Raw genomic sequence first — 14191 nt, forward strand, 5'->3', positions numbered from 1 at the left:
TAAATTTTCGGTTTAGGCTCCGGCCGGCCTGTGGATGGAGCATGAAAAAGGCCCGCCACGCGGGCGCGCGGCGGGCCTTGGGAGCGTGTGGAAAAGGCGCAAGCCTATCCGAGCACTTCGACCGTCACCCGGGCGGTGCCCGAATTGATCATGCCGATCTGGCTGGCGGCACCCTGGGACAGATCGATGATGCGGCTGCCGACAAACGGCCCCCGATCATTGATGCGCACCACGACGCTGCGGCCATTGTTCTGGTTGGTGACCACGACCTCGGTGCCGAAGGGGAGGTATTTATGGGCGGCGGTCATGGCGTGCATGTTGTAGGTTTCGCCGTTGGCGGTGCGTCTGCCGTGGAACTTGCCGCCATACCATGAAGCGGTGCCGGTCAGCGTCTGTACGATCGAGATGGTGTCCTGAGCGTGCAGTGCTGTTGTGGTGGCGAGGGGGAAAGCTCCAAGAGCAAATGCCGCGACCAGCGCGGTAGGCTTGATAATCTTCATTCGGTCCTGATCCGATATGTTTGGCAACAGGACGGGTTCTACACGCAGATGTGACCAGAATCCGGAGCGAATCGGACAAAATCGTGATCCGTGCCTTCTGCGCGGAACTGTCGCGAATCGGCAACAGGTTCGCGGCTCGATTTTTGTCAATAAAAACCCGCCCCGTAATACGGGGCGGGTCGAGGAATTTACTTGGGATTATTGATTTCAGCGGCGGCCGATATAATAGGAGGAAATATTGTCGGCCAGCATTCCCAGATTGCGGATCGAGCGGTCGATCACGGCGCAGCGGCCGGAATAATTGCCGCCGGTGCAGACCGTGGCCGAGACATTGCCCTCGATACGGGCCGAACGGATGCGATCGTTCCAGAAATTGGACAGGTAACGGTCCTGGTCGCCATCCTGGGCGCAGAAGCTGCGGCCGCGATAGTCATAGCCTTCATAAAAGCAGATCTCGCCGCGTCCGGGCTGGCCGGGGCGATTGCCCGAACCGATCTGGAAGCTGAAATTGGGGGTGTTGATCGAAAAGCCCACATCGGGCTGGCCGGGGGCAGGACGGGTCGGCTGGGTGGGCTGGAGGGCGCGCAGATAGGAGGCGGACGCCCAGCCGCGGATATTGGCGGCCTCGACGCGGCACCAGCTGCCCGAGGCGTTGCATTCGGATACGTTGACCACCTGATTGGCCGAGAGGGCCCCGACCACCGGATAGCTGGTGCCCGGGCCGGTGCGGACATTGAGCGCGGTGGTCGCGGCCGCTTCATAGGCGAATGCGCCGGACACCATGGCAAAGGCGCCTGCGACCGCCAGAACCAGGGCTGCAACCATTTTACCGAATTTCATGACGGCTCTCCCTTCGAGAGATGTGGGCGTTTACGGCACAAAGGTGCGGATGCCCATTTGGTTCCATGCCGCGCGTCAGCGGCGCGGCCATGCTCACCGTCTAGGGGAAACGAGTTGAACCGGGCATGAACGCGGGGCCGAGACTGCGGCCGTCAGCCCTGGGTCAATAGCTGGGTGGGGTGCCGATGGGCCGCTTCTTGCCGTCATCGGTGAGGGCCACATAGATGAAATGGGCTTCCGTGACCTTGGTGCGGGCCGGGACGCGATGGGATTTGGTCCAGGCTTCCATGCCGACCTTGATCGACGTGGTGCCGATGCGGTCGATCCAGGTATAGACGCAGAGGACGTCGCCCACCCGGACCGGGGCGATGAAGCTCATGGCCTCCACGGCGACGGTGGCGACGCGGCCCCCGATATGCTCGACGGCGGCGATGGCGCCGGCAATATCCATCTGGCTCATCACCCAGCCGCCGAAAATGTCCCCGGCGGCGTTGGTGTCGGCCGGCATGGCCAGGGTGCGGATGGTGAGATTGCCCCGAGGTTCGCTCGCTTGTGTCATCGCTTTCTTCTCGCCTAGGTTCGATGCCCCACGGTGTCCTCCCAATGGCGGCGGCACAGCGAGATATATTTGTCGTTGCCGCCGATGTCGACCTGTTCTCCTTCGAGGAGCGGCCGTCCATCGGCCCCGAGGCGGACCACCATGGTGGCCTTGGCGCCGCAATGGCAGATGGTGCGCACCTCGCGCAGGGTGTCGGCGATGGCGAGCAGCTCGGCCGAGCCGGGAAACAGCTTGCCCTGGAAATCGGTGCGCAGCCCGTAGCACATCACCGGCACGTTGAGCCGGTCGGCGACCCGCGCCAATTGCCAGACCTGCCCCGGCGTCAGGAACTGGGCTTCGTCGACGAAGACGCAGCTATAGGGGGTTTCAGCATGAGCCCGGCCGATGATGGCGAACAGGTCGTCATCGGCGGTGAACAGCTCGGCCTCGCAGGCGACCCCGATGCGCGAGGCGATCACGCCCTTGCCGGCACGGTCGTCGAGGGCGGCGGTGAACAGCAGGGTGTCCATGCCGCGCTCGCGGTAATTGTAGGAGGCCTGCAGCAGCAGGGTCGACTTGCCCGCATTCATGGAGGCGTAGGAGAAATAGAGCTTGGCCACTGGCGATCCCGAAAGCGTGAGATTTCCTTTTAGTCCGCCCGGGACAAAGTGCTGTATCCTCGTGCGCCTCGTCCACAGGAAAAGAAGCGCCTCCCGCCCAGATGGTTCAGGCAGCGTTCAGCCGGCGCGGTGCATTGAGGAAGGACAAACTGGTGCCCACTTTTCCTGATTTCGTCCAATGGCCCGGAGATCGATAATGAACCGCTCTTTCACCCTCGCCGCCCTGGCGCTGGCCACCGTCCTCGCCGCTCTTCCCGCCGCCGCTCAGGCGCTCAGCCCGATCGGGATCTGGGAGCCCGACAACAAGGAGTCGCGCTATGAATTCACCTATTGCGGGGAAGCCGGCAACCGGCTGTGCGCCGAGCTGATCTGGATCCGGGAGGACAAGAAGGACGCCCGCAACACCAAATATCTCAACACCTACATGTTCTCCAATGCGCGCCTCGTCGCCGAGGGGCGGTGGAGCGGCACGGTGAAGATCGAGGGATTCAATATCGGGGGCGATCTCACCCAGACCAGCCCCGACACCATGCGGCTCAAGGCCTGTGCGCTGTTCATCTTCTGCGAGGATATCCGGCTCAACCGGGTCCAGTGACGGTCCGGCGCGCCAGCGCGGGCAGCAGTTCCACCGCGAGGATGGCGGCAAAGATCAGCACGATGCCGAAATAACCCATGACCTGCAGGCGCTCGCCGAGGATCACTGCGCCGCCCAGCGCCGCGAACAGGCTTTCCGCCGAAAGGATGATGGCGGCATTGGCCGGCGGTACGTGCTGCTGGCCGATGGCCTGCAGGGTAAAGCCCACCGCGGTGGAGAGCACTCCGGCGTAGAGGATCTCGATCCAGCCGGCGCCGAGCTGGTCGAGGCTCGGGGTCTCGAACCCCAGGGCGCCGATCGAGCCGACCATCCCGGCGAACAGGAAGCTCATCGAGGAGACCATGATGGGCCGCCCGGTCTCGCGGGCCAGATAGCCGATCAGCAGGACGTGCATCGCCCAGAAGACGGCGCTGGCGATGACCAGCATGTCCCCGGTGTTGAGCCCGTCGAGACGGGCGCCATTGAGCAGGAACAGCCCGATCAGCGCCATGGGCACGCCGAACCACACCACCCGGTGCGGCGGCTGGCGGAACACCAGCAGCAGGATTACCGGCACGAACATCACGTAGAGCCCGGTGAGAAAGCCCGAATTGGTCACGGTGGTGAACAGCACTCCATATTGCTGCAGCACGGCGCCGAGGAAGAAGTTGAGGCTGAGAAACAGGATGAGGCCCCATTGGCGCCCCGTGACCGGGTTTGGTCGCCGGGCGTGCTCGCGCAGGGCCAGGGGCAGGATGAGCAGTCCGCCGAGCAGGAAGCGCGCGCCGGTGAAGGTCAGCGGCCCCATGGCGTCCATGGCCGATTTCTGCGCGATGAAGGCAAAGCCCCAGATCGCTGTGGCAACGAACAGGCAGGCCAGTGCGGCGGTGCGGGACATCGGCATGAAGAGAAAGGCCCTGGGAGTGGATGCGCGATCCTCTCCCTAGCCCATCCGCCGTGGCAAGGAAATGACCCGGGAGCGCCGGGCGGGGCGGTTCGCCGCGATCAGCTTGCGATATAATCGCGCAGGGCGTCGGCCTCCTGCTCGGCGTCCTCGAGCTTGCGCTTGACCACGTCGCCGATGGAGACGATGCCGACCAGTTCCCCCTCCTCGATGACCGGGAGGTGGCGGAAGCGGCCGCGGGTCATGATGCCCATGGCGTGCTCGACCGTATCGGTGCGCCGGCACGATTTGGGCGAGCGGGTCATGATAGTAGAGACCGGCTGGGCGCGGAAGCCTTCGGCGCTGCCGGCCAGATGCCGCACGATGTCGCGTTCGGACACGATGCCGGTCACCTTGCCGTCGTCGCATACCAGGATGGCACCGATATTGTGCCGGGCCAGCGCGGCGATCAGTTCGCCGATCGTGGCATCCGAGGACACGGAAACCACGGTGCTGCCTTTTTCGGTGAGAATCGAGTCCACAAACATCGTCGCTATCTCCTCTTCGCCGTTAGCCGATTGTGCCCTGCACAGGGGAAAGGTTCAAGAGTAGCCGCGGGCGCCGAAAGCGGCGATGAGCAATTGGTCTGAGGGGGTGCGATTGGAGATGGTTCGCAGCGCCATAAGCCACTATACCAGCCCGAAAGAACAACAGCAGGGCTGAGGACAATGGGCCTGATCTCGGATGCATTGAACCGGGTGCAACCTTCGGCAACGGTGAGCATAACCCAATCGGCGCGCGAACTGGCTCGCCAGGGCAAGGACATCATCGCGCTTTCGGCGGGCGAGCCCGATTTCGACACCCCCGAGAACGTGTGCAAGGCGGCCATCGCGGCGATCGAGCGCGGCGAGACGCGCTATACCAATATCGAGGGCATCGCCGAGCTCAAGGAAGCGGTGGCGGCCAAGTTCCGGCGCGACAACGGGCTCGACGTGAGGGCCGAGGACTGCTTCGTCTCCTCGGGCGGCAAGCAGGTGATCTTCAACGCCCTGATGGCGACGCTCAATCCGGGCGACCAGGTGGTGGTGCCGGTGCCCTATTGGGTGAGCTATCCCGAAATCGTGCGGCTGGCCGGGGCTGAGCCGGTGTTCGCGCAGGCGAGCCAGCAGACCGGCTTCAAGCTCACCCCCGCGGCGCTGGAGGCGGCGATCACCCCCAGCACCAAATGGCTGATCCTCAACACTCCATCCAACCCCTCGGGCGCCGCCTATACCGCCGAGGAGCTTCGGGGCCTGGCCGATGTGCTGCTGCGGCACGAGCACGTCCATATCCTCACCGACGACATTTATGAGGTGCTGGTCTATGACGGGCGCCGCTTCGCCACCATTGCCGAGGTGGAGCCCCGGCTGATCGGGCGGACGGTGACCATGAACGGGGTGTCGAAATCGCATGCCATGACCGGCTGGCGCATCGGCTATTGCACCGGCCCGAAGGAAATTCTGCGGGCCATGCAGAAATTGCAGGGGCAATCGACCACCAATCCCTCCTCGATCTCGCAATGGGCGGCGGTCGAGGCGCTGAACGGGCCGCAGGACTTCCTCCGCGCGTGGCGGGCCGTGTTCCAGACGCGGCGCGACCGGGTGGTGGAGCGGCTCAACCAGTGCGCCGGGCTCGAATGCCTGCTGCCCGAAGGGGCGTTCTATGCCTTCCCGTCCTGCGCCGGGCTGATCGGCCGGACCAGTGCCGGGGGCAGGGCGCTGGAGACCGACGAGGACGTGGTCATGGCCCTGCTCGAGGAAAATGGCGTGGCGCTGGTGCATGGCACCGCCTTCGGCCTTCCGGGGCAGTTCAGGCTTTCCTATGCGGCGTCCGATGCCATGCTCGCCGCGGCGCTCGACCGGATCGAGGCGTTCTGCGCCGGCGTGCGATAGCGCGAAAAAAAGGCTCCGTCCGAAGACGGAGCCGTGATCGAGGGCAAAAACCCTAATCTCTCAGTTTACGACCCCGCCGAGGGAGGAGGAAACGGCGGTGCCGGGTGAACGGGACGATGTGGGAGGAGACATCGCCCGTCCGGGGTAGATGAGCGAGGGGCCTTGGGAGGAGGAAAAGGCGCGTCGCTGCATCGACAATGCCAATATGCGCCGATCCGTTCCCTGCAACAATGGGCAAAACCGCATACCTGCCATGCAAGAGGCAGTTTACACTTGTGCCTAATTTGCGGGCAGAATCCGGCGCAAAAAAAGAGGCTCTACCGGGAGGGCGGTAGAGCCTCTGAGCTGTCGGCCGCTTTCGAGGGAGGAGGAGTTCGAAACGCGGCCTTAGGAGCGGTCAAGGAGGGAGGAGGAGGAACCTTTCCCGCTCTGTGTGTCACCTCGCAGGGGGCCTTGGGAGGAGGAGAAGGCGCGCTGCGTCAGTGACCCGCTCTATATGCCGTTCTAATCACGACTTGAAAAGTAGTGTTTCGGAATGGCAGCCATGCATTTTCTGCAAGGGTTAACCCATCCGGAATCGCGGGCAAAAAAAAGCCCCGCTCGAGGGGAGAGCGGGGCCCAAGTGCGAAAGGCAGAACCTTTCGCAAGGAGGGAACATCAAACGCGCCCAAAGGGAGGAGGAAAAGCGCGCAATGTCTGGCGGACAGGTAGAGATTAGAGCGGGGGGCCGCAAGCCTGCTCAGGGCATGCCAGCTATGCGTTCTGCGCATGCCATTGCCGCGACAATGGGCAAAGTGCCTGTTTTTACGGCGCTTTTGCGCCGCAAGATTGGGCAGGTCCTGCTCAAAAAATTTGCAAAAAAAAGCTGCGGCCGGTGGGTTGGCGGGCGTCAATAGCGCCAGTCGCGCGCCTTATCGACGAGGAAATCGCGGAACACGCCGACTCGCTTGGAGTTCTTGAGCGCCGGGGGATAGACGAAATAGGTTTCGTATTCCGGCAGCGACAGGTCGATGAGTACCTGCTTGAGCGTGGGTTCTTCCTCGCAGACGTAATCGGGCAGCATGGCGATGCCGAGCCCGGCCCGGCAGGCCTGCATCATGCCGTAGATGGCATTGACCCGCAGCGTGGTGCGGCGCGGGGAATTGTCCGGCCGCCCGATGCGTTCGAGGAAGTTGACGTCGCCGAGATAGGAGGGCGAGGGCTCGCCGAAGCTGACGATCTTGTGCTCGTCCAGTTCCTCGATGGAGGCGGGTTCGCCGAATTCGGCGAGATAGCTCTCGGCGGCATAGATATGGTTGTGCACGGTGAACAGCTTGCGCTGGATCATCTCGGACTGGTTGGGCCGGTGCAGCCGGATCGCCACATCGGCCTCGCGCATAGCGAGGTCGAGCTCGGCGTCGTTGAGTTTGATCTCGAGCTGGATGGTGGGGTAGAGCTCGACGAATTCGTGGATGCGCTTGGTGAGCCAGGTCGAGCCGAACCCCACCGTGGTAGTGACGATCAGCGGCCCGGTGGGCACGTCCTGGCTCTCGGTCATCTGGGCCTGCACCGATTGCAGTTCCCAGGCCATGCGGTGGGCGGTGCGGAAGAGCTGCTCGCCCACTTCGGTCAGCACCAGGCCGCGGGCGTGGCGGATGAAGAGCTTGAACCCCAGATCCTCCTCCAGCGCGGAGATCTGGCGCGACACCGCCGATTGCGACATGCCCAGCTTTTCGGCCGAATGGGTGAAACTTCCCGATTCCGCGGCGACGTGGAATATGCGCAGCTTGTCCCAATCCAGCATCGGCGCGAAGTCCCCTCTTTCGCCGGCGCCCGCCAGTTATTCGGCGGCTTCCGCCATTTCGTGTGCTGCCAGATAGCGTTCGGCTTCAAGCGCGGCCATGCAGCCCATGCCTGCCGCGGTGACCGCCTGGCGGTAGATGTCGTCGGTCACGTCGCCCGCCGCGAACACGCCCGGCACCGAGGTCGCGGTGCTGTCCGGCGCGGTGACGATATAGCCGCCCTGTTTCATTTCGAGCTTACCGTCGAAGATTTCCGTGGCAGGAGCGTGACCGATGGCGACGAAAACGCCGTCGACCGCCACTTCGCTCGTCTCATGGGTTACCACGTCGCGCAGCACCGCGCTCCGCACCGAGGGGGGCATGGCGTCGCCCCTGACCTCGTCGAGCACGGTGTTCCAGCGCACCTCGATCTTGGGGTGCCTGAACAGGCGCTGCTGCATGACCTTTTCCGCCGTGAACTGGTCGCGGCGATGGGCGAGGATCACCTTGGAGGCGAAATTGGTGAGGAACAGGGCTTCCTCGACCGCCGTGTTGCCGCCGCCGATGACCAGCACCGTCTTCTCGCGGTAGAAAAAGCCGTCGCAGGTGGCGCAGGCCGACACGCCGAAGCCCTTGAACTTCTCCTCGGTCGGCAGGCCCAGCCATTTGGCCTGGGCGCCGGTGGCGATGATGACGCTGTCGGCGGTATAGGTCTTGCCGCTGTCGCCGGTGAGCCGGAACGGGCGGATGTTGAAATCGACGTCGACGATCAGGTCGTTCTCGATTCTGGTGCCCATGTTCTCGGCCTGGGCGCGCATCTGGTCCATGAGCCACGGCCCCTGGATGGGGTCGGCGAATCCGGGATAGTTTTCCACATCGGTGGTGATGGTGAGCTGGCCGCCCGGCTGCATGCCGGTGATCATGAGCGGCTCGAGCATGGCACGGGCGGCATAGATGGCGGCGGTGTAGCCGGCCGGGCCCGAGCCGATGATGATGGTTTTGGCGTGCATTTGTCTTTGCCGATCGATTTCACGTTCGCAGACAAATATGGCACGGCAAGCCGGGGTTACAAGCGCTCCGGGCGTTTGGCGGGGGAAAACCCCTCCGGTGCGGCGAAAACCCACGCCGGGGCGGACCGAATTACGCGCGGCCCGCCCCCAGGGGTGTTTCTAGACGAACTGCACCTTGAGGATTTCGTAGCCGCGGGCGCCGCCCGGGGCCGAGACCTCGACCGAATCGCCGGCCGTCTTGCCGATCAGGGCGCGGGCGATGGGCGAGGAAATCGAGATGCGGCCGGCCGAGGCGTCGGCTTCTGCGTCGCCCACCAGCTGATAGGTCTTTTCCTCGTCGGTGTCCTCGTCGACAAGGGTGACGGTGGCGCCGAACTTGACCGTGTCGCCCGAGAGCTTGGTCACGTCGATCACCTCGGCCTTGGCGAGGATGGTCTCGAGTTCCATGATGCGGCCTTCATTGAGGCTCTGCTGCTCCTTGGCGGCATGGTACTCGGCATTTTCCGACAGGTCGCCATGGGCGCGCGCCTCGGAAATCGCATCGATGATGGCACGGCGATCCGTACCGGTGCGGCGCTGCAATTCGGCTTCGAGCGCCTGTTGACCTGCAATGGTCATGGGGATCTTGTCCATTGTCCAATCCCTCCTTCAAAAAACACGTGTCGAACGCAAACTGTTGTCATCCTCGCCAACTCGCGGCCGGCGGACTCGCTTTTGCGTCTTTTGGGAAACTTCTGTTCAGGTTGCCTCTGGTCGATCACCGGGTCAAGCGTATTTCGTCCAAAGGATCGGCCTCGTCCTGCTCCTTGGTGCATATGGTGCGGCGGCGGTCCGGTGCAAGCCCGCCCCGGGAAAATAGAAAAGGGCACGAACCGTTTCGATCCGTGCCCTTGTTCCTCGACCCGGCCAAAGAGCCGGGCAATGCTCTTTGCGGGGCCGCTACTGCGCGGCGAGGTTGCCGGCGGCCGATTTGCCGGTGCGCTTGTCCTTGACGATCTCGTAGGAAATCTTCTGGCCTTCATCCAGGCCGGTCATGCCGGAATTCTGGACGGCGGAGATATGGACGAACACGTCCGCCCCGCCTTCATCGGGCTGAATGAAACCATAACCCTTCTGGGTGTTGAACCATTTGACGGTGCCAGTTGCCATGGCATTGTCCTTTCACGTCGTGCTGTACGGGCCGTCCGCGCGGGCAGGCCCAAGTCCTTGGTCTAGCGCGCATCCGGACCGTCGGGGCCAGCCCTGGCCAGAAGCGCCACGGGTTCGGAGAATGTCGCCATCCCCCTGGCATATCGAAGTCTTGGATCCGGACGTCAGCAGCGCGAAAAAGACGCATGGCTCGATCAGTCAGCCGCAATTTCGATGCCTGTTTTTAGAAGAAAACCGGGATATATTCAAGCACTAGCGAATATCCGGCGCGGCAAAATTTTTTTTACCGCGTCTAGACAGTCCTCTTGACCCTTCTCCCGATGGGGGGAGAGCGCCCGCCAGTAGTATTTCGCGTTAGATTGAAGAACGTGCCGGGTTGATCAGTATTTCGTGAGCGGGGGCGTCGGCGCCCAAGTCGAACGGGCCGATTGGCGCGGCGGCGCCGGGGCGGTATGAGAAAGGGTTTGCAGGGGAGAGCGTTCGCATGGCGTCCAGATATGATTTCCGTTCCGATACCGTCACCGCCCCCGATGCGGGGATGCGCGCCGCCATGGCCGAGGCGCCGGTGGGCGACGACGTCTATGGCGAAGACCCCAGCGTTGCGGCGCTGGAGGCGCGGGTCGCGGACCTGACCGGCAAGGAGCTGGGCCTGTTCATACCCTCGGGGACGCAGTCGAACCTCGTCGCCCTGATGACCCATTGCGCGCGGGGCGACGAATTCATCGCCGGGCAGGAGGCCCATAGCTACAAATACGAAGCCGGCGGCGCGGCGGTTCTGGGCTCGATTCAGCCCCAACCCATCGAGAATGCCCCCGATGGCTCGCTGCCGCTCGACAAGATCGCGGCGGCGATCAAGCTCGACGACATGCATTTCGCTCGCACCCGCCTGCTGGCCCTGGAAAACACCATAGGCGGCCGCGTCCTGCCGCAGGCCTATGTGGACGAGGCGGTGGCCCTGGCGCGCGCCAACGGGCTCGCGACCCATCTCGACGGGGCGCGGATCTTCAACGCGGCGGTGGCCTCCAACCGGGCCGCGCATGAATTGACGGCGCCGTTCGATACGGTCTCGGTCTGCCTCTCCAAGGGCCTGGGCGCGCCGGTCGGCTCGGTCTTGGTGGGCAGCGAGGCGTTCATCGCCCGGGCGCGGCGCCTGCGCAAGATGGTCGGGGGCGGCATGCGGCAGGCGGGCATCCTCGCCGCCGCGGGGCTCTATGCGCTCGAGCACAATGTGGCGCGGCTGGCCGAGGACCATGGGCGGGCGCGGCAGCTGGCTGAGGGGCTAGCCCGGCACGCCGCGCTCAAGGTCGAGATGCCGCAGACCAATATCGTGTTCCTGCGCGCCGATCCGGCCATCGCCGAGGGATTCGCGGCGCATGTGAAGGCCGCCGGCATCCTCGTTTCGGGCCGCTATGGGCAGCAGCGCTGGGTGACGCACAAGGATCTCAGCGACGCGGCCGTCGATGCGGCGCTTGCCGCCGCCGAGGATTTTTTCGCCCGCGCCTGAGCGCGGGGCCGGGAACCCCTTTAGAACGAGAGATTGCACGCCTTGCGGATGGCGGTCTGCACCGGAGATGGGGGCAGAGCCGGGTCGAAGCCATGGGCGGGCAGGAGGGGCGGCTGGGCCATGAACTTGACGCTCACGCCCCGGTTGGGCTGCGCCGCGTGGACGAGGAAGGGGTGGCAGAGATAGACCGTCCCGGCCGGACCCGTCGCCAGGACCTCCGCGCAGCGTTCCGTGCTGGCAAACGCCCCGGCCACCATCTGGCGCATGGTGGCTCCATCCTCTCCATGGGGCAGGAGGAAGCGCGCCATGGCCATATGCGACCCGACCCGGATGCGGGTGGGAGCGTCGTCCTCCCCGACATCGGAGAAGAGAAAGAGCATCAGCAGCGCCCGGCCCCTCGATTTCACATTGGCCCGGAGGGAGAAGAAATCATTGGGATCGTCGGTGGGCAGGGTGAAGCTGGCGTCGATATGCCAGCCATCGTCTCCCGGCGCCTCGGGGGAGGGGAAGCGGATGGGGAAGGTGCCCAGTCCCTGGGGCGTAAGCCAGCGGTCCGCGCCGACAAGCTGGTCATAGGCCGCATGCAGGCGCGGCGTGTTGGCCGCCTCGCGGAAGGGTTTGTCGGCGTAGCCGCCCAGCCGGATCACCGGCCTGGTCCAGGTGGAGGGATCATCGGGATCGCAGCCCGTATCGCGCCACAATATGGCGCGGCCCTCATCGGCGAGGGCTTTGGGGAAGGCGTCGTCGATGCGCAGATAGCCATCGGCGATAAAGGATTCGATCTGCGCCGGGGTCAGTGCATGTGCAGCATCGTACATGGGAAAGGGTCCATAAGTCCATGGAGCCGCGCGGGGCGGCGGGGTTCGGGCGCGGCGCGCCCGGATCGACAGGCTTCCCTATGGGAAGCGCCGGATCAGGCGCCGAGGAAGACGGCGAAAATGTTGGACATCATGAACATGGGCGGCACTATAGCGATCGAACGCGCAGGGTCAAGGAGGCGGCATGGCCGCCTCCGTTCTCCCCGCTCAGGAGAGGTTGGCAAGGGCGCGGCAGGAACTTTCCTCCATGCCGACCGATGCGGCGTCGAAGCCACTGGGCCGGGCGTCGATGAAGGCAGCGCGCAGGCCGTCCTCGTCCCTGGCCGCGATGGCCTCGGCGCGGGCGGTATAGAGTTTCGCATTAGAGGCCATGGAGGCGAGCAGCGCTTCCCAGGCTTGCGGAACAGGGGTCGTTTCGGGCGAGATGGCTGCGAAATCGCCGGCGGTCCGGGTCCATTCGGCGGCGAGTGACCCGATCGGTTCCGCCGCATCCGGAGCCGGGACATCCCCCGACATCACCGTGACGAGTGCATCGAGGGCTGCCCTTTGCCAGTCGGTGAAGGGCTGGGTCAGGCGGCGTTCGTAGACGGTGGCGCAGATGGCGGCCGCCTCGGCCCAATAGGGGCCGTAACCGGCGGGCAGGCCGGGGGAATAGAAGAGGTATTGGCAATCGCGCTGGGCAAAGCCGAGGGCCTGCCATGCCGCTTCGATCTCCGCACCGGAAGGGCCCTCGGGGATGTCCAATCCCGTCTCCAGTGGCCATTGCCAGTCCGGCGCATCCGCACGGGCCAGCAAATCCAGCCGCGCCTCGCGGATATCGATCTTGTGACGGGCATCGGCGAGGAGGGTGTCGACATGGCGCGCCGTGTGGGCATCTTCAGGGGCGATGGCGCGCAGGGCGTCGAGGCTCGCCGCCAATTCGTCGCGGGAGGCTTCGAGCAGGGCGGCGAGTTCCGCGGCCCGCTCGGGGGTCGGAGGCTCCTTTCCCTGCATGGCCTCAATGACCAGATCGAGCATGCCCCGCTGCGCCCCGTCCATCACCGTGTGGTCGCGCGCGGCGATGATGTCGCGGCACAGGGCATTGGCGCGCTGGGCAAAGTCCCCGCCCGCTTCGCCCCGCGCCGGAGCGGTGAAGAGGGGGAGGGTGGCGGCGATGACGAGAAGGGAGGAGAGGAGGGGACGCGGCATGGGGACTTCCATCACATTGGCTTGCATGATGGTGAGACGATCCGTGCCGCGTCAACCTTGGTGGGACGAATCCCGAGGGTTCACATGAACCCTGCCGGGGTTTCGTCGCGCAGGAAGGGGCCGATCAGGGCCATCAGCAGGTCGGGCTGGTTGATGACCGAGGTGTGCGACGAGGCCGGGAGGATGGCGAGGCGCACATCGGGAAGCGGGGTGCCCATGTCGCCCATGATGCCGCCGCCGAGCAGGCGGAAGAATTCCACGCTGTGCTCGGCCGTGACCACGTCGGAATCGCCGGCGACGATGAGGACGGGCAGGTCGAGGGCTTCGACCTCGTCGCGCCATTCGAGCGGCTCGTGCTCGAGGGCGATGAGCTTTTCCACCAGTGCCGGAAACCCCTCCGGATCGGCGGCCAGTTCGCGATAGGCCTCCTCCATGGGGCTGCCGACGAACATTTCCGGGCTCATCATGGGGATCATCTCGAGGAATTCGGGCTGGAAGCCCGAGGCCGAGAAGGAGGCTCCGGAGATGACGGCCAGCCGGCCGACCTTTTCGGGATGGCGGATGGCCAGTTGCACGCCCGCCGAACCGCCCATGGAATAGCCCAGCACATCGGCGCGTCCGAGATCGACGGCGTCCATGAAGGCGGCCACGTCATCGGCCAGATTGGGATAGGTGATGGGGCGGTCGATATCGGTGGTGCGGCCGTGGCCTTGGAATTCGAGGGCATAGACGGTGTGGGTCTCGGCCAGCCTCGGGATGATCTCTCCCATGCTGGGGATGTTCATATAGGCGCCATGTGAGAACGGCGGTGCAAAATTAGTCCACGGTAGCGGCTGGATTGTCCTGCTGCGGGCGGCTTAAAAGTCGTCCACCTAT

16 protein-coding genes are annotated in these 14191 nt (G+C 64.6%); 3 read left to right on the forward strand and 13 right to left on the reverse strand.

The genetic code is table 11. From position 1 onward, the window contains the following. Nucleotides 1-104: 104 nt before the first annotated feature. From DVH29_RS10055 to DVH29_RS10070, 4 genes are all read right to left on the reverse strand, one after another. Complete coding sequence (locus DVH29_RS10055) at nt 105-500, reverse strand: septal ring lytic transglycosylase RlpA family protein (RefSeq protein ID WP_114646037.1); 396 nt, start codon at nt 498-500, stop codon at nt 105-107. A gap of 207 nt (nt 501-707) precedes the next feature. Beyond that, nucleotides 708-1340 (reverse strand): SH3 domain-containing protein, encoded by a 633-nt coding sequence (locus tag DVH29_RS10060; protein WP_245944947.1) that lies wholly within the window; start codon nt 1338-1340, stop codon nt 708-710. A 163-nt stretch (nt 1341-1503) separates the two neighbouring features. Next, nucleotides 1504-1899, reverse strand: coding sequence for an acyl-CoA thioesterase (locus tag DVH29_RS10065; protein ID WP_114646038.1), 396 nt, complete (start codon nt 1897-1899; stop codon nt 1504-1506). A gap of 14 nt (nt 1900-1913) precedes the next feature. Then, nucleotides 1914-2498 carry a thymidine kinase gene (locus DVH29_RS10070; RefSeq protein WP_114646039.1) on the reverse strand — a complete coding sequence of 195 codons (585 nt, stop codon included), beginning with the start codon at nt 2496-2498 and terminating at the stop codon, nt 1914-1916. A 196-nt stretch (nt 2499-2694) separates the two neighbouring features. Between DVH29_RS10070 and DVH29_RS10075 the strand changes: the two genes are divergently transcribed. After that, nucleotides 2695-3093, forward strand: coding sequence for a DUF2147 domain-containing protein (locus DVH29_RS10075; protein ID WP_114646040.1), 399 nt, complete (start codon nt 2695-2697; stop codon nt 3091-3093). Here the strand turns inward: DVH29_RS10075 and DVH29_RS10080 are convergent. Then, nucleotides 3077-3976 carry a DMT family transporter gene (locus DVH29_RS10080; protein ID WP_114646041.1) on the reverse strand — a complete coding sequence of 300 codons (900 nt, stop codon included), beginning with the start codon at nt 3974-3976 and terminating at the stop codon, nt 3077-3079. The genes DVH29_RS10075 and DVH29_RS10080 overlap by 17 nt on opposite strands. 101 nt (nt 3977-4077) lie before the next feature. Then, complete coding sequence (locus DVH29_RS10085) at nt 4078-4503, reverse strand: CBS domain-containing protein (RefSeq protein WP_114646042.1); 426 nt, start codon at nt 4501-4503, stop codon at nt 4078-4080. A 180-nt stretch (nt 4504-4683) separates the two neighbouring features. Here DVH29_RS10085 and DVH29_RS10090 point away from each other — a divergent pair, with 180 nt between their 5' ends. Continuing rightward, nucleotides 4684-5886, forward strand: a complete 1203-nt coding sequence (locus tag DVH29_RS10090; RefSeq protein ID WP_114646043.1) for a pyridoxal phosphate-dependent aminotransferase — start codon at nt 4684-4686, stop codon at nt 5884-5886. An 889-nt stretch (nt 5887-6775) separates the two neighbouring features. Here the strand turns inward: DVH29_RS10090 and DVH29_RS10095 are convergent. The 4 genes from DVH29_RS10095 to DVH29_RS10110 form a co-directional block, all read right to left on the reverse strand. Continuing rightward, nucleotides 6776-7669 carry a LysR family transcriptional regulator gene (locus DVH29_RS10095; protein ID WP_114646044.1) on the reverse strand — a complete coding sequence of 298 codons (894 nt, stop codon included), beginning with the start codon at nt 7667-7669 and terminating at the stop codon, nt 6776-6778. A gap of 36 nt (nt 7670-7705) precedes the next feature. Then, nucleotides 7706-8656: a thioredoxin-disulfide reductase gene (gene trxB / locus DVH29_RS10100; protein ID WP_114646045.1), complete on the reverse strand. Its 951-nt coding sequence runs from the start codon at nt 8654-8656 to the stop codon at nt 7706-7708. Nucleotides 8657-8815: 159 nt separating this feature from the next. Then, a complete protein-coding gene (gene greA, locus DVH29_RS10105) occupies nt 8816-9289 on the reverse strand; it encodes a transcription elongation factor GreA (RefSeq protein WP_114646046.1) in 474 nt (157 codons plus the stop codon). Between the two features lie 306 nt (nt 9290-9595). Then, entirely contained in the window at nt 9596-9805 is a 210-nt protein-coding gene (locus tag DVH29_RS10110; RefSeq protein WP_114646047.1) for a cold-shock protein, read from the reverse strand. 484 nt (nt 9806-10289) lie between these two features. On the opposite strand from DVH29_RS10110, the gene ltaE reads away from it, so the two are divergent. Continuing rightward, nucleotides 10290-11309: a low-specificity L-threonine aldolase gene (gene ltaE, locus DVH29_RS10115; protein WP_114646048.1), complete on the forward strand. Its 1020-nt coding sequence runs from the start codon at nt 10290-10292 to the stop codon at nt 11307-11309. A gap of 20 nt (nt 11310-11329) precedes the next feature. Here the strand turns inward: ltaE and DVH29_RS10120 are convergent, their stop codons facing one another. The 3 genes from DVH29_RS10120 to DVH29_RS10130 all read right to left on the reverse strand — a co-directional run bounded on the left by DVH29_RS10120 (nt 11330) and on the right by DVH29_RS10130 (nt 14154). Then, nucleotides 11330-12127, reverse strand: a complete 798-nt coding sequence (locus DVH29_RS10120) for a phytanoyl-CoA dioxygenase family protein (RefSeq protein ID WP_114646049.1) — start codon at nt 12125-12127, stop codon at nt 11330-11332. 207 nt (nt 12128-12334) lie between these two features. After that, entirely contained in the window at nt 12335-13315 is a 981-nt protein-coding gene (locus DVH29_RS10125; protein ID WP_147276055.1) for a hypothetical protein, read from the reverse strand. 80 nt (nt 13316-13395) lie between these two features. After that, nucleotides 13396-14154, reverse strand: a complete 759-nt coding sequence (locus tag DVH29_RS10130) for an alpha/beta fold hydrolase (protein ID WP_114646051.1) — start codon at nt 14152-14154, stop codon at nt 13396-13398. Between the last annotated feature and the right edge of the window lie 37 nt (nt 14155-14191).

The organism is Pelagibacterium lacus, from assembly GCF_003345525.1.
Taxonomy (GTDB): Bacteria; Pseudomonadota; Alphaproteobacteria; order Rhizobiales; family Devosiaceae; genus Pelagibacterium; species Pelagibacterium lacus.

Bases quoted from the DNA above. Each gene is read 5' to 3' on its own strand.
- greA (WP_114646046.1), bottom strand. From the start codon at position 9,289: ATGGACAAGATCCCCATGACCATTGCAGGTCAACAGGCGCTCGAAGCC.
- DVH29_RS10125 (WP_147276055.1), bottom strand. From the start codon at position 13,315: ATGCCGCGTCCCCTCCTCTCCTCCCTTCTCGTCATCGCCGCCACCCTC.
- DVH29_RS10065 (WP_114646038.1), bottom strand. From the start codon at position 1,899: ATGACACAAGCGAGCGAACCTCGGGGCAATCTCACCATCCGCACCCTG.
- DVH29_RS10080 (WP_114646041.1), bottom strand. From the start codon at position 3,976: ATGCCGATGTCCCGCACCGCCGCACTGGCCTGCCTGTTCGTTGCCACA.
- DVH29_RS10085 (WP_114646042.1), bottom strand. From the start codon at position 4,503: ATGTTTGTGGACTCGATTCTCACCGAAAAAGGCAGCACCGTGGTTTCC.
- DVH29_RS10090 (WP_114646043.1), top strand. From the start codon at position 4,684: ATGGGCCTGATCTCGGATGCATTGAACCGGGTGCAACCTTCGGCAACG.
- DVH29_RS10075 (WP_114646040.1), top strand. From the start codon at position 2,695: ATGAACCGCTCTTTCACCCTCGCCGCCCTGGCGCTGGCCACCGTCCTC.
- DVH29_RS10110 (WP_114646047.1), bottom strand. From the start codon at position 9,805: ATGGCAACTGGCACCGTCAAATGGTTCAACACCCAGAAGGGTTATGGT.
- DVH29_RS10060 (WP_245944947.1), bottom strand. From the start codon at position 1,340: ATGAAATTCGGTAAAATGGTTGCAGCCCTGGTTCTGGCGGTCGCAGGC.
- DVH29_RS10120 (WP_114646049.1), bottom strand. From the start codon at position 12,127: ATGTACGATGCTGCACATGCACTGACCCCGGCGCAGATCGAATCCTTT.
- DVH29_RS10095 (WP_114646044.1), bottom strand. From the start codon at position 7,669: ATGCTGGATTGGGACAAGCTGCGCATATTCCACGTCGCCGCGGAATCG.
- ltaE (WP_114646048.1), top strand. From the start codon at position 10,290: ATGGCGTCCAGATATGATTTCCGTTCCGATACCGTCACCGCCCCCGAT.
- DVH29_RS10055 (WP_114646037.1), bottom strand. From the start codon at position 500: ATGAAGATTATCAAGCCTACCGCGCTGGTCGCGGCATTTGCTCTTGGA.
- trxB (WP_114646045.1), bottom strand. From the start codon at position 8,656: ATGCACGCCAAAACCATCATCATCGGCTCGGGCCCGGCCGGCTACACC.